Source organism: Bacteroidota bacterium, assembly GCA_017303975.1.
Classification (GTDB): domain Bacteria; phylum Bacteroidota; class Bacteroidia; order JAFLBG01; family JAFLBG01; genus JAFLBG01.
On the sequence record JAFLBG010000046.1, the window covers coordinates 1 to 20,818 of the forward strand.

Consider the following 20,818-nt stretch of genomic DNA (forward strand, 5'->3'; position numbering starts at 1 on the left):
AACTTTATATTCCTGACCATTCCTATCAATACGAATAGATGCACCATCCAGATTACCGTCATCAATTAAAAATTTTACGTTAACCTGTAAATTATCTTGAGAAAAAGATATATTTGAGAGGAATAAAAAAGACAAAATAAACAAACCTATCCTCCCAAATTTTGGGCGATTAAAGTTGGCAAGTTTTTTGTTATATATTTTTATATCTTTAAACAAATGCATATGTTAAAAAACACCGAAGCACAATTTAGTAATTTTTTAGTTGATAAAAATTTACCTTTTAAAAAACATATTACTACATTTCTGTTAGTAATTTCTATAATTTACTGCATATTTTATACCAATAATTTAAGTGCACAAGAAAAAAACATTTCTCTAACAGAAACGCTACGTTATTTGAACACAAAACTGGAAGGAAATTACTCATTTGATGTGAAAAATGGGGAATTATTTTTAAAGTGCTTTAAAGATGGTAAAGTATATAGAGAAGATAAAGCTTATTTGAATGATATAGACCCTTTTAGCGTTACCTATGTAAAAGACGAAAACAGTGTGGTATTTAAGTGTCTAGAAAACAGCTTGAATTGTATAATACGCAGTTTTAAGCAAGGTACTGGCAGCTCTAAAAACTCTTTCAAAAGATCTCCAATCACGGTAGAGGGAATGGACGAAAAATCTATAAATGGTATTCAGAGTGCGATTATACACATGATTAGACTAGTTCAAAACTCTAAATATGTAAATAGCCAGCCCTTTGAAGAAAGGTCGCTTCAAGACCAATAAAAATAAATATGGCATAATACTTGTTATACATCTACTAAAAATCTCCCTATGAATACAAAAACATTATTTATCGCTTTAATTTTAACTACGCTTTCAGTGTCTTTTAAAGCACAGTCTGCCGAAGATTATTTAAAAAAAGGAAACAACTACAAGGAAAACACCAAATACAAAGAGGCAATCGAGCAATACAATAAAGCACTAGAAATAAAACCTGGCGATTTGAACGTAATCTTACAACGTGCTTTTTGTTATAATGCCATAGGCGATTTCACTAATTCGGAAAAAGACTATACTACTTTAATCGAAAATCAGCCGAACAACAAATACATGTACTTAAGTAGAGGTAGCGCAAGAAATAAGCTAAAAAAATACAATTTAGCAATTCAAGATTTCGACAAAGTAATTGAGTTGGATGAAAAAAATGCAGAAGCTTATAATAACAGAGGTTGGTCTAAAAAAGAAGCAGGAGACGTAGAAGGAGCTTGTAAAGATTGGCATAAATCTAAACGACTAGGTAACGAAGAGGCAAAAATTATATTGAGCAATACAAAATGTAAATAGTAATTTAATTTTAGTGGTCATGAAAAAAATTACACTATCTATCGTTACCCTTTTAATCATTGCGGTACTGTATTCTTTCAAAAACATATCAGTAGAAGATATTAACTTTGCTGATTGTTTAAAAAAATACAATTCGAAATGGGGCGAGCCTTGTGCAGACTGTAAAACATGGAAGGATTCTTACACTGTAAAATTACGCAACGAGTGTAACGAAAAAATTGATGTACAAATCTGTGTACAGGAAAAAAATAAAACATGGAAAAAATTCATGTTTACTGCTATGCCTCCTAAAGACACCATGACAGCATACGCCTGCGAAGGAACCGGCAAATACTTAAAATGGGCGAAAAAGACTGGAGACAATTCGTATCAATTCCCTTCCTTAGACGAGGTAAACAAAGAGTATAAAGAATAAAAGCACACTCGAATTTTAGTTTCGCTTAATTACCTTAAAGGCTATATTACGTCCAAGACCTTGCATAATTGCAAGGTTAATCCAGGAAAGTGCGAATTTTTCTAGCAACTCCACTTTATCATCTCCGCCAAAATCATAACAATTTTCAAAACCTATTTCTTTTGATAATTGTATAGCTACCTGTTTTGCCTTGAGGCTATTTCCGGCACAAAACATATCTAATCCCATGTCATTATATATAGGATTTGTCATATTCTCAAATCCGGTAGAATTAAAGCACTTAACAATTTCAGCATTAGTTGTCAAACCCACCATTGCATGAAATGCTGTTTGGTATGGCTCGGGCTTTGTTCGAATAGAATTTGTTGCATCTATAATTACTTTGCCCGAAACATTACCTAAATAAGGGATTAAGGCTACAACAGAATCGGCAGGTGTTGTAATAATAATAACCTCTGCATTTTTACAAGCATCAGAAATTGCCAATACAGGAACATTTCCCAACACTTGTTTTGCATGTATAGCTTTTGCAGATTGCTGATCACGAACTCCTAAATAAACATTATGGGAAGTCTTTCCAAGACCTTTTGCCAATGCAAGACCAACATTACCCGACCCAATAATTGCTATATTCATTTTACGTATTTAATTTATAATCGACATTAATTTTTGTATTCAACAATTTAGATATGGGGCAATTCAACTCCGCATCCTTTACCAATTCAGCAAATTTCGATTCTTCAATTAAATCAACATGCGCTATCAGTTTAAGGTTTGAATAAGTTATGCTACCGTTCTCCAAATTGATTTCGCAGGTAGTTTCTAAATTTTTTGGAGCAAAACCTGCCGCACTTAAATTGAAACTAAGTTTCATTGTAAAGCATCCTGCATGTCCAGCCGCTATTAGTTCTTCTGGATTTGTCCCTACTCCTTCTGCAAACCGAGTATTGAACGAATATTGTGTTTTATTTAACACATTACTTTGTGTTGTAAGATGACCAGCGCCCTCTTTTCCAGTTCCTTGCCAAACAGCAATCGCACTTCTTTTCATTTTATATGGTTTTAAATTGGTTTTAAATCATAAATACTTCTAATAGAAGCAAACTCTTCCTCAATTTTCAACTCCAGATCTTTAATCTCTCCATTTCGCACATTAAATACCCATCCAAAGATTTGCGGATAGCCTGTTTTATACCAAGCCTTTTGAACATGATCAATTTTTACAATATTAATACATTGTTCACGGACATTTAATTCCACTAATCTATCAAAACGTTGTTGTGTATCTTGAATAGCGTCCAACTCTTCTTGATGAAAACGATAAACATCTCGCAGCGTTTGCAGCCAACTGTTTAATTGTCCCATATCTGTAGGGTTTAAGGCGGCTTTCACTCCTCCGCATTCATAATGCCCACAAACTATTATATATTTAACCTTTAAATGTTCAACTGCGTATTGAACTACAGCATTCAAGTTACTATCTGTACTTACTACCAGGTTTGCAATATTACGGTGTATAAAAACCTCCCCGGGCTGAACTCCCATCAAATCTTCAGCAGTAACACGACTATCAGAACAACCTATATATAGAAACTCGGGATGTTGGCCTTTGGATAGGTTATCAAAATAATTAACATCGATAGCTAATTTATCTGCAATCCACTTTTTGTTGTTTTCAAAAATTTTATCAAACATAGTTCTCTCCTTTAATTTTTTTTAAACTAAAATATTGTTCTCCGGTTTCTTTGCAGCCGGAATATGTTGCTGATCAAACATTTCTTTCAAATCAATTTCAATGGCTCTACTAATTGCAGTAATTGGAACATCATTTGCACTTCCCTCAAAAGGGCTTTCGGTAGATTCTCCGATTTTTTCCATGGTAGTAAAAATCCAAGTAGAAAGTACACTAAACGGAATAGATAGCCAAATTAAATTACCGCCTAATTTTTCAAACTCTTGCAACATACCTAGCGGAACAAGCATCACAAATATTTTTATAAAATATAAATTCAAGGTGGCATATTGGCGCGGGTATGGAAAATTCTTGATACGCTCGGAAACGCCTTGCTGATTATAGAACTCCACCAACATTTTTTCTAACTCCATATGTCTAAAATCTTCAATTAAACCTTTGTCCAATAATTCTTTCAAATGTTTGGATTGAAGCGAAATTAGTTGAGCTGCTTTATTTGTCTTTGTTAGCACGTACTTAAATTCATCATCAACAAGATGTTTCGACAATTCACTTTCTAGTTTAGAATTATGCTCCTCAACTTTAAACCACTTTTCTTTGTACTCCGCATTGTGTTTTTTGTAGATAGCCTCCCATGCGCGAGCTTCTCTCAATTGATACCTAAGCGCTGTAAGCCAGGCAACATGCCTATTTATTAATTGCATTTTAATATTTTGCATATCTGCATCAGACAACTTATCTACTGCATGCTTATTGGTAACAAAGTCTTTCACCATAATTCCCCAACTACGGCTAGAGTTTACTATAGCACCCCAAGCCCGCCTTGCCTCCCACATTCTATCATAGGAAGCATTATTCTTAAAACCCACCACAAATGCAACAGCTGTACCCAGCAAAGCGATTGGCAACCAAGGGATAGAAAGCCATTTCCAATCTAAATAAACATAGAGAACTGTTGGGATGGTAGACATAACAGACAAAAAATACAAATCTCTTCTTGTCCAAAATATTACTTCTTTAAACGAAAAATTTTTACCTGCGTGCATACTGCTATTTTATGCTATGAATATCATAAAATAGATTGAACAATTCAAAATACTTATTGAAAGGAATTGATAATACTATTTTGAACTTCATTTCTAGTAAACATTACATTTGTTATATGTGCGTGGGAAAGAAATACAATATCAAAAATATTGCAGCTCAGCGTTGCAAATGATAAATTCTAACATACTATTTACACTTTTTTAAACGAGGATGAGATGGGGCTAAGCACAAAGGCACATGCCAGTGACAGCTAAGCTGCCTGCGGGTTTACTAATAACAACTAAACTTTTAGTAATCTATAATCTTGTATAAGAATATCAGCAGGTATATGTAAATATTGACTGATTTTTCTAATCATTTCAATAGATAGTTTTCTCTTTCTATTTAATACTTTTGATACATTGCCTTTGTGGCCAAGTATTTCCGCCAACTCTTGCTGGCTCATTTGGCTTTGTTCCATCATAAATTTTATTGCTTCAATTGGATCAGGTTCAGGAATGGGAATATTTTTATTTTCATAATCCTCAATAACAAGGGCTAACAATTTCGCCTCTTTTTCGGATTCGCTGTTAGCTTTTGCATGGAATAACTCCTGAAATTTACGTAATGCTATTTCATAGTCTTTTTTTGTTTCTATTACCTTCAAGTATGTTTTCATAGTGTTATAAATTAAATTTTTCTTTTATCATATTCGGCATGAGTCCCCACAAAAACTACAAAAGCCCATTGCAGTCGGAAATTAAAGTCAACTACCAATCTATACGTATTGCCCTTGATATTAAACACCAACAAACTATCTCGAATACAATCTGCCGAACTAAAATACTTTTTCACTTCATTAAAATTCTTCCAATTTGCCTTTGCAGTAACCTTATACCATGTTAAAAGCTGCTCTTTGCTATCTCCATGCTTTTCATAAAAATTTCTTAACGTACTTTTACTAAAAATTCTCATGCAAATTATTTGAATAAAAATACTAAATAGTTATCAAATTGACAACTATTTATTTTTGAACTCTTGTAAATTAAAAAATACCAGTAAGCACAGCCTACAAAAACAGGCTAGAGGCCTACATAAAAAAAGCATAGCAAGATGCTACTGAAAGAGTACTAAGAAAATCTTAGCACCTACTGGGTTAATTTAAGATTCATTTGAGTTGTATTTATTTAGATTAAAAACAAGCAACTATTATACCAAACTAATACCCCAACACTGGTCCTAACCATCTTTCAATCACTTCCAACTTCCTATTTTTCCGTTTAGCATAATCTTCTACTTGGTCTTTGGCAATTCTGCCTGTTGCCATGTAATGTGCATCAGGATGAGAAAAGTACAAGCCACTTACGGCAGCAGTAGGAACCATGGCCATACTTTCTGTTAAATGAATGCCACAATTTTTTTCTACTTGCAGCAAATTAAATATGGTTGGCTTTTCGGTATGGTCTGGCTGGGCAGGATAACCGGGCGCAGGACGAATGCCTTGGTATTTTTCTTTTATTAATTCTTCGCTAGATAATTTTTCGTTTGCAGCATAGCCCCAAATTTCGGTACGAACTTTTTTATGCATTAATTCTGCAAAGGCTTCGGCTAATCTATCTGCTAAGGCTTTTAGCATGATGGCACTGTAATCATCATGATTGGCTTCAAATTGTTTTACTTTTTCGTCTATGCCGATGCCTGTGGTGAGGGCGAAACAGCCAATATAGTCATTCTCGTGTTCCCCCTCCTTGGTCCTCCCCCTTGGGGAGGATAACCCCTCCCCGACCCTCCCGAGGGAGGGAGTTTGTGGTGCAATAAAATCGCTTAGTGCAATGTTGTAATGGCCTTCAGGCTTTTGGGTTTGCTGGCGGATGGTGTGGAATTTAGCTTTTACTTTTGTTGCATCTTTTTCATCATACACTTCAATATCATCACCAAGTGCACTTGCTGGGAATATGCCTATTGCCGCATTTGCTGTGAGCCATTTTTCCTCAATAATCTTCTTCAGCATGGCTTGAGCTTCATCAAATAATTTTTGAGCTTCCTTGCCCTTAGCTGGATCTTTCAATATTTTAGGATAACTACCTTTCATTTCCCAACTATGGAAAAATGGCGTCCAGTCAATGTATTCAGCTATTTCAGCTAATGAGTAATTGTTAAAATACTGCACACCGAGTTTGTTAGGTTTTAGAGGCACATACGAATTCCAATCAATTTTAAATTTATTTTTGCGGGCTTCCTCCAACGAAATAAACTTTGCCTCGCCTTGTGCATTTTTATGGTAGCCACGCACACGTTCGTATTCCTCTTTTATAGAAGTAACATAATTCTCTCTCAAATCCTTTGAAAGTAAATTACTCACCACCGTTACACTGCGCGATGCATCATTTACATGCACCACAGGATGTTTGTATTGAGGTTCGATTTTTACTGCGGTATGAACCTTAGAGGTGGTTGCTCCTCCAATAAGCAATGGAATATTCATATTCAAACGCTCCATTTCTTTTGCGACATGAACCATTTCATCCAACGATGGAGTAATCAACCCACTCAAACCAATGATATCAACATGCTCTTTTTTGGCAGCTTCTAAAATTTTATCGCTCGATACCATTACACCCAAGTCCACAATATCATAGTTATTACAGGCCAATACTACACCTACAATATTTTTCCCAATATCGTGTACATCGCCTTTAACTGTAGCTAACAACACCTTTCCTGCCTTTGATTGAGCTTCTGTTTTTTCTGCTTCTAAATACGGTAATAAATAAGCTACAGCCTTCTTCATGACACGTGCACTTTTTACCACTTGAGGCAAGAACATTTTTCCTGCTCCAAACAAATCACCCACTACATTCATACCATCCATTAACGGACCTTCAATTAAATGCAGAGCGCGTGAATATTCTTTTCTAGCCTCTTCAATATCTAAATCAATAAAATCTGTAATTCCTTTTACCAGCGAATGCGTAAGCCTTTCTTGAACAGTTCCATTTCGCCATTCTTCTGTTTTTTCTTCTTTTTGATTAGATGTGCCTTTTAATGATTCGGCAAATGTGATGAGTCGCTCTGTTGCATCGTCTCTCCTATCTAGCAGCACATCTTCCACTCTTTCTAACAACTCTTTGGGAATATCGTCATATATCTGCAATTGCGAAGGATTCACAATACCCATATCCATTCCGGCTTTTACAGCATGATACAGAAAAGCAGAGTGTATAGCTTCACGCACCACATCATTTCCTCTGAAAGAAAACGACACATTGCTTACACCCCCGCTAACCTTTGCCAATGGTAAGTTTTGCTTAATCCATTTATTTGACTCAAAAAAATCAACTGCATTCTTGCGATGCTCTTCCATGCCTGTAGCCACAGGAAAAATATTAGGATCAAAAATTATATCCTGTGCAGGGAACTTTACTTTTTCTACTAATATTTTATAGGCTCGCCCACAAATATCTATTCTACGTTGCAACGTGTCTGCTTGCCCTTGCTCATCAAAAGCCATAACAATTACTGCGGCACCGTATTGTTTAATCTTTTTAGCTTGCTTAATAAATGTGTCTTCCCCTTCTTTCAAGGAAATAGAATTTACAATTCCTTTGCCTTGCAAACATTTCAATCCGGCCTCTATAGCATAAAACTTAGACGAATCAATCATTACAGGTACACGAGAAATATCAGGCTCAGCAGCAATCAAATTCAAAAACTTAGTCATTGCGTCTTCTACATCCAACATCCCTTCATCCATGTTCACATCTATCACTTGCGCACCGCCCTCCACTTGCTCACGAGCAATAGAAAGCGCTTCATCGTATTTATTTTCTTTAATCAGTTTTAAAAATTTACGCGAACCGGTAACGTTGGTACGTTCCCCTACATTCATAAAGTTACTTTCGGGACGAAGCGTGACAGCTTCCAATCCGCTCAAACGCATAAAAGGCTCTACAGTTGGACGTTTGCGAGGCTGCACTTTCGCAGCCAAATCAGCAATTTTCTTAATATGCTCGGGAGTAGTTCCGCAGCAACCACCAACAATATTTAAAAAACCAGCCTTTAAAAAATCCTCGACAAAATGCCCCATGGTATGGGCATCTTGGTCGTACTCACCAAACTGATTGGGCAGACCTGCATTTGGATAAGCACTCACATAAAAAGGCGCTTTTTGAGCTAACTCTTCCAAATAGGGTCTCATCTCTTGCGCTCCCAATGCACAATTCAAGCCAATACTTAAAATTGGCATATGTGATACCGAATTCAAAAAGGCTTCTATCGTTTGTCCACTTAGGGTTCTGCCACTGGCATCGGTTATTGTACCTGAAATCATGAAAGGCAATTCCTTGCCTTTCTCTTCAAATGCTTGCTGAGCAGCAAACAAACCAGCTTTTGTATTAAGTGTATCAGTTATGGTTTCAAACAAAAGTAAATCTACATTACCGTCCATCAGCCCAATAATTTGTTCCTTGTATGCGGCAACTAGTTCATCATAGGTAAGCGCACGATAACCAGGATTACTAACATCAGGTGACAAAGAGAGCAACTTAGTAGTAGGCCCCATTGCACCAGCTACAAACCTTGGTTTATCTGGATTCTTAGCCGTGTATTCATCCGCTGCTTTGCGTGCCACCTTTGCTGCAGCTAAGTTCATTTCATATACATACGGCTGCATATCGTAATCAGCCATAGATACAGAAGTACCACTAAAACTGTTGGTTTCAATAATATCGGCACCTGCTTCTAAATATCGCTTGTGTATTTCTTCAATAACATCAGGTCGTGTAATACACAACATATCGTTATTACCTTTCACATCTTTGTGAAAATTTTTAAATTTTTCACCCCGAAAATCTGCCTCGGTAAGTTTGTATCCTTGAATTAAGGAGCCCATAGCTCCATCAATTACCAAAACTCTTTTTTCTAATTCTTTACGTATGTCTGCCATAATCTAAAAAACCTCACCCTGCCCTCTCCTAAAAAAAGGAGAGGGTGTGAAGGAATGGTTATAAATAATTTTTTATTTGTATTAATACTTTCTCCAAACTATAATCCACCTCATCGTTACTAAATCTTACAACTGTAAATCCCATTTCTACTAAATTATTATCTCTTTCTATATCTTTTATTTTCTGTTACTTTTCATGGTGAAGTGATCCATCTAGCTCTACAACTATATTTTTAGAAGCACAATAAAAATCAACAATGTAATTCCCAATACTATGTTGACGCTTAAATTTTAACCCTAATTTTGAATTGCGTAATTCATTCCATAATATGTTTTCAGATTTAGTTGAAGCTCTTCGCAAACTTCTTCTAATATCAAGCAAGCTCTTTTTATTATGTATTATCATTTTACCTCACACTAACCCTCTCTTTAAAAAAGGAGAGGATATTTGATTTTAGTAATTATTTTGCCTCGTTTTAGTATTACCCCTTCTCCTTTTCAAGGAGAAGGCTGGTATGAGGTTAAAAAAAAATCTCTCCTGCGCTAGCTAAGAGAGATTTTTGAGTTTATTACAAACTGTTTGTGTCAAAAAAAATGTCTCAACTTATCTTTCCCTTTTACAGAGAACGAGTTGGCACCTTCTATGAAAATGTTGAATTATGAATGTTTAATTTTTAATGTCAAATAAAAAGATTTTTTCTTTATTCAGCATTTAACATTCATAATTCAACATTATTCAAATGGGTTGCCAAGGTTTCGTAGGGCGCAGTCCCTCCACCTTTCTGGATAAGCAATTGTTTAAAGAACGATTTATAAGAGTAAATATACTAAGTATTTAAGAACTGCAAATTATGCAATCTCTTTTTTCTTAGCACGTTTTTCCACCTCTTGTTTTTTAGCTTTTTTAAGCTGTGTTAAGTATTCTTTTACTTGGGCTTCTAGTTTTTCTTTTACTTCTGTCCAAGAAATTTCATCAATCATTTCGGGCATTTGCTCTTCATCCACCAAATAGGTTTTCATCAACACCAACAATACATTTCTCACATCAACAAACCCATATTTCTTCTGATAGTTTTTCAAAATATCATCAAGGGAAAGCTTTTCTAGCAAACAAGCCAAATCAACAAAATCTCGTTTATTAGGTTTTTCGGTTATAGATAAAATTTTCTTAGCAGAAATATCTTGAATAGATGCTAAACGAAGTCCATCCTCTGTTATAGCCGGCTGAATAAACTTACCATTATCCCTGCAAATGTGAACTTTTACTCCATTTATAATATATACAGATCCGAAAAATTTTTCTACCGCTAACGATGAGTCAGGGAACTTTTTCTTTAATGCATACTTAGTAGCAACCTTATCAAATACATTGTCAACAAACAAATCGATATCAACTGCCTTTCGATGCCCTAGCTGCAATGACAAAGACAATCCTCCTGAAAGTCTGAATTTTTTCAATTCATTAACGGCTAACAGTTTTTTTGCTAGTTCAAAAACATCTACAGGAATTACTTTTTTGTATAACATTTTAAATCTAAGGGTTTAACATCAAAAATTATATATGCCATTTCAATAGCTCCACTGTCCAATCTATCTGCATTAATAATTACATCTTTCACTTTCTCTTCACCATAACACACCAATACTTCCATTATATCATCAAGTGTTCCTAAATCAAACACTTTTTTAATTACATAATCGGCATGTTTGTTATAGTCAATGCTATTGTAATTTACATCCCAAAATGCTCTATTAGAAACTTTAGGTTTGTGAATATAAGAGGTGCTTGCTGCCATAAACTATCTTTTAGCTCTTACCGTTTTGTACAAACTAATTATCTGCTTTCTAAATACTACAAATAAAATTAAATATGGGACTGCCATTAAATACAAAATAGCAGGATTTAATGTACTTGCTACACTACCTCCGGTATTCATATTTGATTGAGGAATCATTTTACATTGCGAACAGCCCTGAGCTATAATTGGTGAATTTATTGCAACTAATAAAATACAAATCAAAAATAAAACGTGTGTCTTCTTCATATTTTGTTATACCTAAATATAACCAAAACATTCCTTTTTTGAAATAAAATTGAGTAAAATAAGGCTTTTCAGCAGAAACTATTTTCTATGCAGTTGCACTTCTTTGTTTAGAACAAAGTTAACCTCCTTATCAACAGGAAGATAGAATCTTTCTTTTAAAGACTTATGCTGCTTTGTATCAATTCGGATCTCGTATTTTTTATCTCCAGGAAGCGTAACGGTAAATTCTCCGTCTAAATTTGATTTTACGGAAGTAATCCTATTTCCATATTCATCAAAAATTACAACATCCGTTTCAACCGCTTGCCCAGCCTCTACATCCATAACTAATCCACTTAAAATAGACAAACCTGCCACATCTTGTTTGGTGCTTTTTTTAACAATAGGCTTAAATGGTTTAAAAAACTCTACATTTTTCAAATCTATTCTATAAATATCCGTTTCACCCATTCCGCCCTTTCTGTCGCTTGCAATGTAAGCGGTTTTTCCATCTGTACTGAATGTTATTGGACCATCTCTCCAAACGGTATTGATTGGGTAACCAACATTTACTGGAGCAGACCACTGTCCATTATCATTTACAGTTTTAAATATATCATACGAACCCATTGAGTTATATCCTTTAGAGCTGAAGAATAATGTCTTTCCATCGGGAGCCATGTACACTCCGGCTTCGTCTTCTTTACTATTTACAACAGGACCAAGATTTACAGGCTTTTCCCAGTCATTTCCTGAGATTCGCTGTATCATGCAAATATCGCCCTTCCCGGTACCACTTTTTTCTTCGCTTACATAATAAAGTGTTCCGCCTCCGGGTAAAATAAACGCACTGCCTTCGTAGTATGGAGTGTTTATATCTTTGATTGGACTTGGTGTCTCCCACTTGCCTGAAGGGCTAAGCAAGGAAATAAAAATATCTCCGCCTTTGGTTCCAAACTCTGCATTTTTGTATAAATACAATTGGTCCGACTCGAAAGAAATAGATGTTACCGCATCGTGCGATTCGGGGTCGTTAATATTTCCAGGTAAGGGTTCTGCCAAATTCCACTGTTTTGTATTTTCATCCAATTGGCTTACATAGGCATCGTCAAAATATTTTTTATCGCCATCCATATCTACAATACTGTATTTATTTGCAGGTCTTCTGCTATTGAAATACAATGCTTTTCCGGTAGGAGCTAAAACGGGACCTTTGTCCTCATAAATTGAATTGATATTTTCCCCTGCATTTTCTACTACAACTTCCAAAGGTTTTTTCATCAAATCTTTGGCAGTATTGCATTGTTCTATGTATCGATCAACATTACTTAACTTGATTTCTTTTGCCGACTTTACTTTTGATTTATATACACTAAACTGCTCCAAAGCCTTATCTAATTGTTCATCCATGTGGTAGGATTGACCTAAAAACAAGTGTAGTTTAGGATTTTTCTCGCCTCCATTTGCTTTAGATTTTTCTAAATATTCAATGGCTTTAGTATAGTTTGACAAAAGCAACGCACATTCTCCTGCTGCAAAATTAATGCTGGCATCTTGTGGCTTGCTTATTAATACTTCTGAATAGAGTTTATATGACTTTTTTATATTACCACGTAAATATTCCTGTTTAGCGGTTATCAATTTTAATTGATCAGGAGAGCCTCCTTTTTCTTGCTTTTTCGCAACAGAATCTTTATCCATCTTAATTGCAGCAGATACAGAAAATGAATAACCCGCAATTAATAAAAGGAAAATATATTGGATACTAAATTTGAGCATGGCTTTTTGTTGTTATATAAATATAAAATTTTTAATGGATTATAAATTATATTTCTCCATTTCTTTTAAATAACTCCAAAACAGCTCTAACCCTTTCTTTTTTGAGTCATCTAATTCAAAACTAATTGCGTGTTGCAGGTATGAGCTGAGCGAATCGTAGTTCATACTTTTTTCATTCAAAACATGTAATCGATTATCAATACCCCATTTTAATGCCGAGTTAAATTCCTGTAAAAAAGATTTATCTAATTTTAAATTACTTACCCAACATGCAAATACAAACGGTAAACCTGTATAGTGTTGCCATTCTCCGCTTAAATCATACGAAAAAGGATATTTATTCTCTATTTCAAGTGCTCTATCTCCAATAATTACAGCCGAAGTTGTATTACTTATCAAATTCTCGTAACCACTTTCGGCATTGACCCATTCAAACTTTTGATTCCAAAATTTTTGAGCAATTACTTTTATAAGATTAACAGAAGTACGCGATTGATAATCGAGATATATTTTCTTTATTTCTTCTCGTGGCACTTGGCTAAACAACTTAACTGACCGAACATCTCCAACAGCTCCAATACAAAAATCTGAGATTATAGTTGCTTGTTGCATTTGAGGAATTACTGCTACCGGAACCAAGCCAATATCCACTTTGTGCTGCAATACTTTTTGCGCGCAAACAGAAGGCACATCAAGAGATACGGTGCATTGATTATTTAAAAATTTATTTATGCCTTGTAAAAACGGTTTTGAGTTGAGGTACTCAACAATGGAAATGGTTACTTTTCGAGGAGTCATACAAGATACAATTTAATTGCCAAGCCAATCTATGCCTTTTTTAAGTAGTGCTTGGGTTTGCGCTTCCTTTGTATTGGGCAATGGAGTATAGTTATACTGCCATCCTGCCATTGGAGGCAAACTAAGCAGAATAGATTCTGTTCGTCCGTTCGACTCTACTCCAAACTTTGTTCCTTGATCAAACAACAAATTAAACTCTACGTACCTTCCTCTCCTTAGGTATTGCCAATCTTTCTCTTGACTAGCAAACTCTTTATGTCTATTTCTATTAACTAGCGTAGAATAAATGTCAACGAAACTATTTCCTACATGTTTAACAAAATTACAGGTATCGCTAGTTGACTTATTATCAAAGGTAGTTAGCCGATCAAAGAAAATTCCTCCAATTCCTCTTGTCTCGTTGCGATGTTTTAAGAAAAAATATTCGTCAGCCCAATTCTTAAACTTGGCATAACTTTGTGAATGGTAGTTATCGCAAACATTTTTTAAATAGGAGTGAAAAAAATGAGCATCTTCTTTGTTTATATAGTGCGGTGTAACATCTATTCCGCCTCCAAACCAATAGGTATTTTCGTCTAGTTCAAAATACCTTACATTCATGTGTATAATAGGAACCCAAGGATTGCTAGGATGCATTATAATAGACACTCCCGATGCATAAAAACTTTCGCTATCTACTTTTAAAAACTGTTTCATTTGTGCAGAAAGCGCACCGTGAACCGCAGAAAAATTAACTGCACCTTTTTCTATCGCTGCTCCATTTTGAATCACACGTGTAATTCCTCCGCCTCCTTCCTCTCTATTCCATGCATCTAATAAAAACTTTTGTTGTCCATCAAGCTGCTCTAATCCATTACAAATAGAGCTTTGCAAGCTTCTAAAATATTCTTCTATTTCAATTTTGAAGCTCATTTAGTTAACTCGCAGAATGGTATAATTGGATTGTTTCAAAATAAAAACAGCTTGGTTATCAACCCCACTCTCCTCTTGATGCTTATACATTTTATAGTTAGATTGCAATCCAGTATAGGTTGAATTTGCGATAAATGAGCTTATGTTCTTTCCGAAATTTGCTAACAGACCAAGATAATACATACCTATGTCATAACCTTGAAAAGCATATACTTCTGGATCGGACAAAAATCTATTTTGGTATCTGGCAATAAATTCGGCTGTTTGGGGGTTAGACGCATCAACAAATGAAGCAGATGGAAACTGAAAATGAAGTGTATCTAAATAATCTAAATCTAAGTTATCAAAGCTTCTCCATGAGGGCAATCCAAAAACTTCTACATGGTACTTAGTAGCAGAGTTGTGTATTTTGGTTATAAAATCTGTAACAAATACTTGATTATTTGTTGGAAGAATAAAAATGTTCTTTTTGCCTGAAACTAGACTAGACAAGCCGTTCATTCCCTTTGCTACAACTAACGAATCTTCCTTCTTAACATTCTTTTGTTTTAGTCGTTCGTTTATATGTGTTTTTACAGTAGAGAAATTATCTACATCTTTCAAACTCATATTAGTAACCAATACTAAATGTTCTCCGGTATATTTATCTACAATATAATCGGACATATAATTTAATTGGTGTATTTGAGATGGAATAACTTTGCTTACATATGGATTATTAAACAAAATTTTATTTTGCTGAGAAAGTGGTGTTACACAATGAATCTTGTTCTCTTTAGCAAACTTGGAGATATAGGAAAAAGAAGAATTGTACAATGGACCTACAAATAAATCCATCTGCTTTAATTCGGGCTTGCTCATTAGCTCTACAACCTTAGCACTATCATTTTCATCCACATCATACACAAACAATCTATAATTTACGCCTGTCTTTTTAAGCGAATCAAGTGCAAGTATGAAACCATTGTAAAAAGAAACTGCAACTTCTGTTTTACCTGAAAAAGATTCATCCCCCTTTGCTATTTTATCTACATCAACGCCAAGCGATTTTTCCAATACAAATGGCAAGAACAAAGCAATATTGTACAAATCCTTTTTCTCTATTTTGGGTTCTACTGTTTCTATTTTTTTTTGCTGTACCGCAATTGTTGATTTACTATTTTTTTTAGGAATAAGCAGCATCATCCCTTTTTTCAACCCATCTGTTGCGGCAGGATTGGCCTTAACTATATCTTCCTCTGTTAGTGTGTATTTCTTGGCAATAGAATACATTGTCTGCCCTTTTTCAACCAAATGAATGATATACTTTGCAGTATCTACATTTTCAGTTACAGATGAAGTTGGCGCTACAGTTGAAGTAACTGGAGGCTTGGGTTTCGCATCAACAGATTTAATTTCTTTTTCAGAAGTACTTAACCCAGTTTTCGGAATTTTTAAAATTTGACCATCTTTTATTCCATCTATAGATTCCGGATTCTCTTTTACCAAATCGTTTACCGATACAGAATATGTTTTAGCAATTTTATAGAGCGTTTCGCCTTTAAGAACTTTATGCTCTACAGCATTCTTATTTTTAGAGGGAGTATCATTAGCCTTTTTTTCAGGCTGCTTGGCTTGTGCGTAAACGCTTGTCGCTGTATAAAATACAAACAGCAGTCCAATAAAAAAACTATTGCCAAATTTTAAAATTTGGCAATAGTTACATGTTAAAATTCTATGTAGATACTTGTTCAAATACAATCTACAAAACTTATTTATTGTTGAATAAATCTTTCACTTTAGGAGCTTTTTCTGCGCCTGCATCCGCTTCAAAATACGGACGTGATGCAAATCCCCAAGCAAATATACTGTTAGGAAACACTCTTATGTAGGTATTAAACCCTTGAACAGTTTCGTTAAAAATTCTACGTTCATTGGCAATACGATTTTCAGTTCCTTCTAACTGTGTTTGCAAGTCTCTAAAATTTTCATTTGCTTTTAATTGAGGGTATTGCTCGGAAACAACCAATAGCCTAGAGAGTGTTGAGCTCACTTCTCCTTGAGCTGCTTGAAATTTCTTCATGGAATTTTCATCCATTTTAGAAGGATCAATCGTTACGCTAGTGGCTTTTGATCTAGCCTCAATAACTGCGGTAAGTGTGCCTTTTTCAAAATCGGCAACTTGTTGCACTACTGCCACCAAGTTCGGAATTAAATCAGACCTCCGTTGATACTGATTTTCCACTTGCTGCCAAGATGCAGTAACAGTCACGTCTTTACGAACTATGTTATTTCTAATTCCAATAGCCCAAATAACGATTAGTCCTAAAACACCGAGTATGGCTATTAGCGTGATTGTTCCTTTTTTCATTTTTACTTTTTTATATATCTACTATAAAAACACAGGCAATTTGTATGCCATTGTTATATTACTCTACAATAAATTTACCTTGGGCAACATTTGCACCATCATTACTCTTCAAGGAGTAATTATAAACTCCTTTAGCAAAATCAGAAACATTCAAATAAATTGAATTCTTTCCAAGATTCATTGATGAGTATGGCTTTTCAAATACAATTTTACCAGCAATATCTGTTACCACAATATTTACACTTGCAGACTCTTTCAAATCAACAACAATATTAGTGAAGTTGCTTGCAGGATTTGGGAATACGTTTGCTTTAGCCCAACCAGCATGTTTTTCGATAGATGTAGCAAGTGGTTGAGATTTCATGTGTATTTCATCAATAATCAAAACAGAACCGTTATTAGTAGAATCCGGAGTGTGAGATGATAAAATATTAATGAATAAAGAATCTGGCACCATTGCACAATTCAATGGGAAAGACATTCTTTTATACGTAGATGTAGAATCTAAGTATGCAAAAACAACTCCCACATAGTTTGTTAATTTACTAGCCGCTGCCACAACAGTAGCAGAATCTGAGCCTACAGGCATGTATTTGTAGTAAAATATCAAACTATCAAATTGTGTTGTATAAGGAAATGAAGGTCTTCCACTAAATGGGTTACCATTCATCATCTCATAAAAACCAAATGAAGAGGTAGAATGTCTGGTAGTCATTTTAAGTGCATAATTGCCTTTGTATTTGTCGGTAGTTTTTTCAACAAATGGAGCGCCCTCAGCTACATAAGAGAAAGAATTCATAAACCCAGAACTCCAACTGGTTGGGTCTTCAATACTAACAGTTGTCCATTGCTCAAAATCTGTATTAGGCACTTGCTGGGTAATTGAAGTACCGGCAAATTGAATGTTATCAAACTGAATCCAACTTCCATTTTTTGCTGTAGGAACTGTATAAAAATCTTCAGGCAAACTAGATGTTGCTGCAATAATTACAGAATCTGGAGCTTGAGTATAGGCTAATGGGAATGAAAATGTGGTGTAAGAATTTTGAACTCCTGCAATTTTATAAATTCCTCCACCTACTTCTAAGCCATTTTTCTTAAACAGAACAAGTAATAATGCAGTATCACCAGTTTGAATATTGTATTTATAAGAACCTGTAATAGAAGTTGGCGTTTGTGTATAAGGAAACCCTCCTGTTAAACCATCTTCGGCCATTCCGAAAATAAAATAACCGAAATTGGTATCTTGACCAACAATTTGAGTTTCTAGTTTAATTGCATAATTACCACTTACCTTATCTGTAGTTTTTGATGCATTAGAACTGCCCGATAAAAAATGACCTTGGAAGGCAGATGTTTCAGCGGTATCTAACTCATCCCAAGAAGCTGTGTTCCAGTTTTCAAAATTTCCGTTAGGTATTGATTGTGCATTTGCAAATGCAACAAGTACTAATAAAGAAAGTGATAGTAAATATTTTTTCATTGTGTATGTTTTAGTTGGTTTAATTATACAAAAAAATTACGAATTATGTGTTATAAAACTAGTAAATACATTTTTTGAGATGCCCAACTAGAAGGCATCTCAAAAATGTGATGAAATTTATTTAATAAGATCTACACTACGTTTTATAAAGCGTGTTAAATCTTCGCCTTTCAATAGATTTTGAGAAAGCAATGCCAAATCTGTTGCTTGTTTCGTTATTGCTTTTTGTTTAGCCTCATCTTTTTCCGACAAAATTTTTCCAAACAGCGGATGATTTGCATTTACAACGAGATTGTACATTTCCGGCATGGTTCCCATAAAGCTCATTCCACCACCACCCATGGCACTCATCTCTTTCATTCTGCGCATAAATTCAGGTTGGGTAATCAGCATTGGGCTATCTTTCTCACTCAAGCTCTCAAACACAACGGTAAATCTGTCTTTGGTTACAGTACTTTCAATTATTGGAGTAAGTGTTTTCTTTTCGTCTTCTGTAAGTTTTGATGGAATTTGCTGGTCCTTCTTAATTAAATTATCTATCGTATCTGCATCTACACGAACAAAACTTATATCGGCAGATTTTTGTTCCATAAAATTTATAAAATGTGGGTCGATTGGCGAATCAAAAATCAGCACATCGTATCCTTTTTCTTTTGCAGATTCAATAAAGCTGTGTTGCTCAACAACATTGGTAGAATATAAATAAATTATTTTTTTCTCTTTATCTGTCTGTAGCGCCTTTACTTTCTCTTTGTATTCATCAAATGTAAATAGCGTATTTTCTATGCTTTTTAGCAAGGCGAATTTCTGCGCTTTCTCAAAAAACTTTTCTTCAGAAAGCATTCCGTACTGAATAAACATTTTTATGTCTTCCCACTTCGACTCAAAATCTTTTCTGTCCTTCTTAAATATTTCCTCCAGCTTATCGGCAACTTTCTTGGTAATATGCGAACTTATTTTTTTCACATTGGCATCGCTCTGCAAATAGCTACGCGACACATTTAGCGGAATATCCGGAGAATCGATTACTCCTCGAAGCAACGTTAAAAAATCAGGCACAATATTCTCTACAGCATCGGTTACAAAAACTTGATTGCAATACAATTGAATTTTATCTTTTTGTACTTCGAACGTTTTTTTAAGTCGAGGGAAATACAAAATACCTGTTAAATTAAAGGGGTAATCCACATTCAAATGAATGTGAAACAAAGGATCTTCAAAGGTTGCGGGATATAATTCCTTGTAAAAATCAGTATAATCTTTATCTGTTAAATCAGCAGGTTTCTTTGTCCATGCCGGCTTGGGATTATTAATTATCTTACCATCAAACTTGATTTCTACCGGTAAAAACTTGCAATATTTCTTTAACAGTGTTTCAATTCGCGCATTTTCTAAAAACTCTGTCGAATCATCTGCTATATGCAAAATAATATCTGTACCTCGTTCGGTGCGGCTATTCTCCTCTATCTTATACTCCGGGCTACCATCGCATTCCCATCGAACTGCCTTAGTTTTTTCCTTAAAGCTCTTCGATATAATTTCAACTTTAGCAGCAACCATAAATGCTGAATAAAATCCAAGCCCAAAATGACCAATAATAGCATTGGCTTCGGGCGTTTTATCCTTGTATTTTTGCACAAATTCTTCTGCCCCTGAAAAAGCAATTTGTGTAATGTATTTTTCTACCTCCTCGGCTGTTAAACCAATACCTTTATCTTTTATGGTAATTGTCTTTTTGTCTTTATCAACCAACACTTCTACTTCGGTATTGCCTATATCGCCTTTAGCTTCGCCCATTGCAGACAACGCTTTTAATTTTTGCGTAGCATCAACAGCATTCGACACTAATTCACGTAAAAATATTTCGTGATCAGAGTACAGAAATTTTTTAATGATGGGGAAAATGTTTTCGGTTTGAACGTTTATTTTACCTGTTTGCATAACTATTAGTATTTACGATTTTATGTTAAAATTAGCAATAAAAGACGCTTCCATTGGGCAAGAAATATGCCAATTGAAAATTAGTGCCAAAATGGCAATACTTTATTT

The 20,818-nt window shown here is 34.8% G+C and carries 21 protein-coding genes, 1 pseudogene and 1 riboswitch; of the genes and pseudogenes, 3 read left to right on the top strand and 19 right to left on the bottom strand.

All coding sequences use genetic code 11. The features are described from left to right. Window positions 1-216 (bottom strand): hypothetical protein (locus tag J0M08_12760; GenBank protein ID MBN8703931.1); only part of this gene is annotated, 216 nt, incomplete at its 3' end. A gap of 6 nt (window positions 217-222) precedes the next feature. Here J0M08_12760 and J0M08_12765 point away from each other — a divergent pair. Genes J0M08_12765 through J0M08_12775 form a run of 3 tightly spaced genes read left to right on the top strand, consistent with a single transcriptional unit; the run spans window position 223 to window position 1,759 of the window. Then, window positions 223-783, top strand: coding sequence for a hypothetical protein (locus J0M08_12765; GenBank protein MBN8703932.1), 561 nt, complete (start codon window positions 223-225; stop codon window positions 781-783). Window positions 784-831: 48 nt separating this feature from the next. Beyond that, window positions 832-1,344 carry a tetratricopeptide repeat protein gene (locus tag J0M08_12770; GenBank protein MBN8703933.1) on the top strand — a complete coding sequence of 171 codons (513 nt, stop codon included), beginning with the start codon at window positions 832-834 and terminating at the stop codon, window positions 1,342-1,344. Between the two features lie 19 nt (window positions 1,345-1,363). Next, window positions 1,364-1,759, top strand: coding sequence for a hypothetical protein (locus J0M08_12775; GenBank protein MBN8703934.1), 396 nt, complete (start codon window positions 1,364-1,366; stop codon window positions 1,757-1,759). 15 nt (window positions 1,760-1,774) lie between these two features. Here J0M08_12775 and J0M08_12780 read toward each other — a convergent pair whose 3' ends face one another. The 18 genes and pseudogenes from J0M08_12780 to htpG form a co-directional block, all read right to left on the bottom strand. Then, window positions 1,775-2,395: an NAD(P)-binding domain-containing protein gene (locus tag J0M08_12780; protein ID MBN8703935.1), complete on the bottom strand. Its 621-nt coding sequence runs from the start codon at window positions 2,393-2,395 to the stop codon at window positions 1,775-1,777. A gap of 1 nt (window position 2,396) precedes the next feature. Then, complete coding sequence (locus tag J0M08_12785) at window positions 2,397-2,810, bottom strand: OsmC family peroxiredoxin (GenBank protein ID MBN8703936.1); 414 nt, start codon at window positions 2,808-2,810, stop codon at window positions 2,397-2,399. A gap of 11 nt (window positions 2,811-2,821) precedes the next feature. After that, window positions 2,822-3,454, bottom strand: a complete 633-nt coding sequence (locus J0M08_12790; GenBank protein ID MBN8703937.1) for a carbonic anhydrase — start codon at window positions 3,452-3,454, stop codon at window positions 2,822-2,824. Between the two features lie 21 nt (window positions 3,455-3,475). After that, a complete protein-coding gene (locus J0M08_12795) occupies window positions 3,476-4,498 on the bottom strand; it encodes a multidrug transporter (GenBank protein MBN8703938.1) in 1,023 nt (340 codons plus the stop codon). A 281-nt stretch (window positions 4,499-4,779) separates the two neighbouring features. Next, window positions 4,780-5,145: a helix-turn-helix domain-containing protein gene (locus J0M08_12800; protein MBN8703939.1), complete on the bottom strand. Its 366-nt coding sequence runs from the start codon at window positions 5,143-5,145 to the stop codon at window positions 4,780-4,782. Between the two features lie 23 nt (window positions 5,146-5,168). After that, window positions 5,169-5,453, bottom strand: coding sequence for a type II toxin-antitoxin system HigB family toxin (locus J0M08_12805; GenBank protein ID MBN8703940.1), 285 nt, complete (start codon window positions 5,451-5,453; stop codon window positions 5,169-5,171). A 244-nt stretch (window positions 5,454-5,697) separates the two neighbouring features. After that, a complete protein-coding gene (gene metH, locus J0M08_12810) occupies window positions 5,698-9,423 on the bottom strand; it encodes a methionine synthase (GenBank protein MBN8703941.1) in 3,726 nt (1,241 codons plus the stop codon). 58 nt (window positions 9,424-9,481) lie between these two features. Then, a pseudogene (locus J0M08_12815) lies at window positions 9,482-9,829 on the bottom strand (endonuclease domain-containing protein). A 195-nt stretch (window positions 9,830-10,024) separates the two neighbouring features. Continuing rightward, window positions 10,025-10,216, bottom strand: a riboswitch (SAM riboswitch). A gap of 56 nt (window positions 10,217-10,272) precedes the next feature. Beyond that, window positions 10,273-10,950, bottom strand: a complete 678-nt coding sequence (locus J0M08_12820) for a nucleotidyl transferase AbiEii/AbiGii toxin family protein (GenBank protein ID MBN8703942.1) — start codon at window positions 10,948-10,950, stop codon at window positions 10,273-10,275. After that, window positions 10,932-11,219, bottom strand: coding sequence for a hypothetical protein (locus tag J0M08_12825; protein ID MBN8703943.1), 288 nt, complete (start codon window positions 11,217-11,219; stop codon window positions 10,932-10,934). The genes J0M08_12820 and J0M08_12825 overlap by 19 nt, the downstream gene beginning before the upstream one ends. Window positions 11,220-11,222: 3 nt before the next feature. After that, the gene (locus J0M08_12830; protein MBN8703944.1) at window positions 11,223-11,468 is read right to left on the bottom strand and encodes a hypothetical protein; all 246 of its coding nucleotides are present in this window, start codon (window positions 11,466-11,468) and stop codon (window positions 11,223-11,225) included. A 78-nt stretch (window positions 11,469-11,546) separates the two neighbouring features. Continuing rightward, complete coding sequence (locus J0M08_12835) at window positions 11,547-13,226, bottom strand: tetratricopeptide repeat protein (protein ID MBN8703945.1); 1,680 nt, start codon at window positions 13,224-13,226, stop codon at window positions 11,547-11,549. Window positions 13,227-13,265: 39 nt separating this feature from the next. Next, entirely contained in the window at window positions 13,266-14,024 is a 759-nt protein-coding gene (locus J0M08_12840) for a menaquinone biosynthesis protein (GenBank protein MBN8703946.1), read from the bottom strand. A gap of 12 nt (window positions 14,025-14,036) precedes the next feature. After that, window positions 14,037-14,936, bottom strand: a complete 900-nt coding sequence (gene hemF, locus J0M08_12845) for an oxygen-dependent coproporphyrinogen oxidase (GenBank protein MBN8703947.1) — start codon at window positions 14,934-14,936, stop codon at window positions 14,037-14,039. After that, window positions 14,937-16,670, bottom strand: a complete 1,734-nt coding sequence (locus J0M08_12850) for a LysM peptidoglycan-binding domain-containing protein (GenBank protein ID MBN8703948.1) — start codon at window positions 16,668-16,670, stop codon at window positions 14,937-14,939. Window positions 16,671-16,686: 16 nt separating this feature from the next. Beyond that, on the bottom strand, window positions 16,687-17,286 hold the full coding sequence (locus tag J0M08_12855) for a LemA family protein (GenBank protein ID MBN8703949.1): 600 nt from the start codon (window positions 17,284-17,286) through the stop codon (window positions 16,687-16,689). Between the two features lie 58 nt (window positions 17,287-17,344). After that, window positions 17,345-18,769, bottom strand: coding sequence for a T9SS type A sorting domain-containing protein (locus tag J0M08_12860; protein MBN8703950.1), 1,425 nt, complete (start codon window positions 18,767-18,769; stop codon window positions 17,345-17,347). A 117-nt stretch (window positions 18,770-18,886) separates the two neighbouring features. After that, window positions 18,887-20,710 carry a molecular chaperone HtpG gene (gene htpG, locus J0M08_12865; protein ID MBN8703951.1) on the bottom strand — a complete coding sequence of 608 codons (1,824 nt, stop codon included), beginning with the start codon at window positions 20,708-20,710 and terminating at the stop codon, window positions 18,887-18,889. Window positions 20,711-20,818: the final 108 nt, after the last annotated feature.

Bases quoted from the DNA above. Each gene is read 5' to 3' on its own strand.
- J0M08_12765 (MBN8703932.1), top strand. From the start codon at position 223: ATGTTAAAAAACACCGAAGCACAATTTAGTAATTTTTTAGTTGATAAA.
- J0M08_12770 (MBN8703933.1), top strand. From the start codon at position 832: ATGAATACAAAAACATTATTTATCGCTTTAATTTTAACTACGCTTTCA.
- J0M08_12775 (MBN8703934.1), top strand. From the start codon at position 1,364: ATGAAAAAAATTACACTATCTATCGTTACCCTTTTAATCATTGCGGTA.
- J0M08_12780 (MBN8703935.1), bottom strand. From the start codon at position 2,395: ATGAATATAGCAATTATTGGGTCGGGTAATGTTGGTCTTGCATTGGCA.
- J0M08_12785 (MBN8703936.1), bottom strand. From the start codon at position 2,810: ATGAAAAGAAGTGCGATTGCTGTTTGGCAAGGAACTGGAAAAGAGGGC.
- J0M08_12790 (MBN8703937.1), bottom strand. From the start codon at position 3,454: ATGTTTGATAAAATTTTTGAAAACAACAAAAAGTGGATTGCAGATAAA.
- J0M08_12795 (MBN8703938.1), bottom strand. From the start codon at position 4,498: ATGCACGCAGGTAAAAATTTTTCGTTTAAAGAAGTAATATTTTGGACA.
- J0M08_12805 (MBN8703940.1), bottom strand. From the start codon at position 5,453: ATGAGAATTTTTAGTAAAAGTACGTTAAGAAATTTTTATGAAAAGCAT.
- metH (MBN8703941.1), bottom strand. From the start codon at position 9,423: ATGGCAGACATACGTAAAGAATTAGAAAAAAGAGTTTTGGTAATTGAT.
- J0M08_12820 (MBN8703942.1), bottom strand. From the start codon at position 10,950: ATGTTATACAAAAAAGTAATTCCTGTAGATGTTTTTGAACTAGCAAAA.
- J0M08_12825 (MBN8703943.1), bottom strand. From the start codon at position 11,219: ATGGCAGCAAGCACCTCTTATATTCACAAACCTAAAGTTTCTAATAGA.
- J0M08_12830 (MBN8703944.1), bottom strand. From the start codon at position 11,468: ATGAAGAAGACACACGTTTTATTTTTGATTTGTATTTTATTAGTTGCA.
- J0M08_12835 (MBN8703945.1), bottom strand. From the start codon at position 13,226: ATGCTCAAATTTAGTATCCAATATATTTTCCTTTTATTAATTGCGGGT.
- J0M08_12840 (MBN8703946.1), bottom strand. From the start codon at position 14,024: ATGACTCCTCGAAAAGTAACCATTTCCATTGTTGAGTACCTCAACTCA.
- hemF (MBN8703947.1), bottom strand. From the start codon at position 14,936: ATGAGCTTCAAAATTGAAATAGAAGAATATTTTAGAAGCTTGCAAAGC.
- J0M08_12855 (MBN8703949.1), bottom strand. From the start codon at position 17,286: ATGAAAAAAGGAACAATCACGCTAATAGCCATACTCGGTGTTTTAGGA.
- J0M08_12860 (MBN8703950.1), bottom strand. From the start codon at position 18,769: ATGAAAAAATATTTACTATCACTTTCTTTATTAGTACTTGTTGCATTT.
- htpG (MBN8703951.1), bottom strand. From the start codon at position 20,710: ATGCAAACAGGTAAAATAAACGTTCAAACCGAAAACATTTTCCCCATC.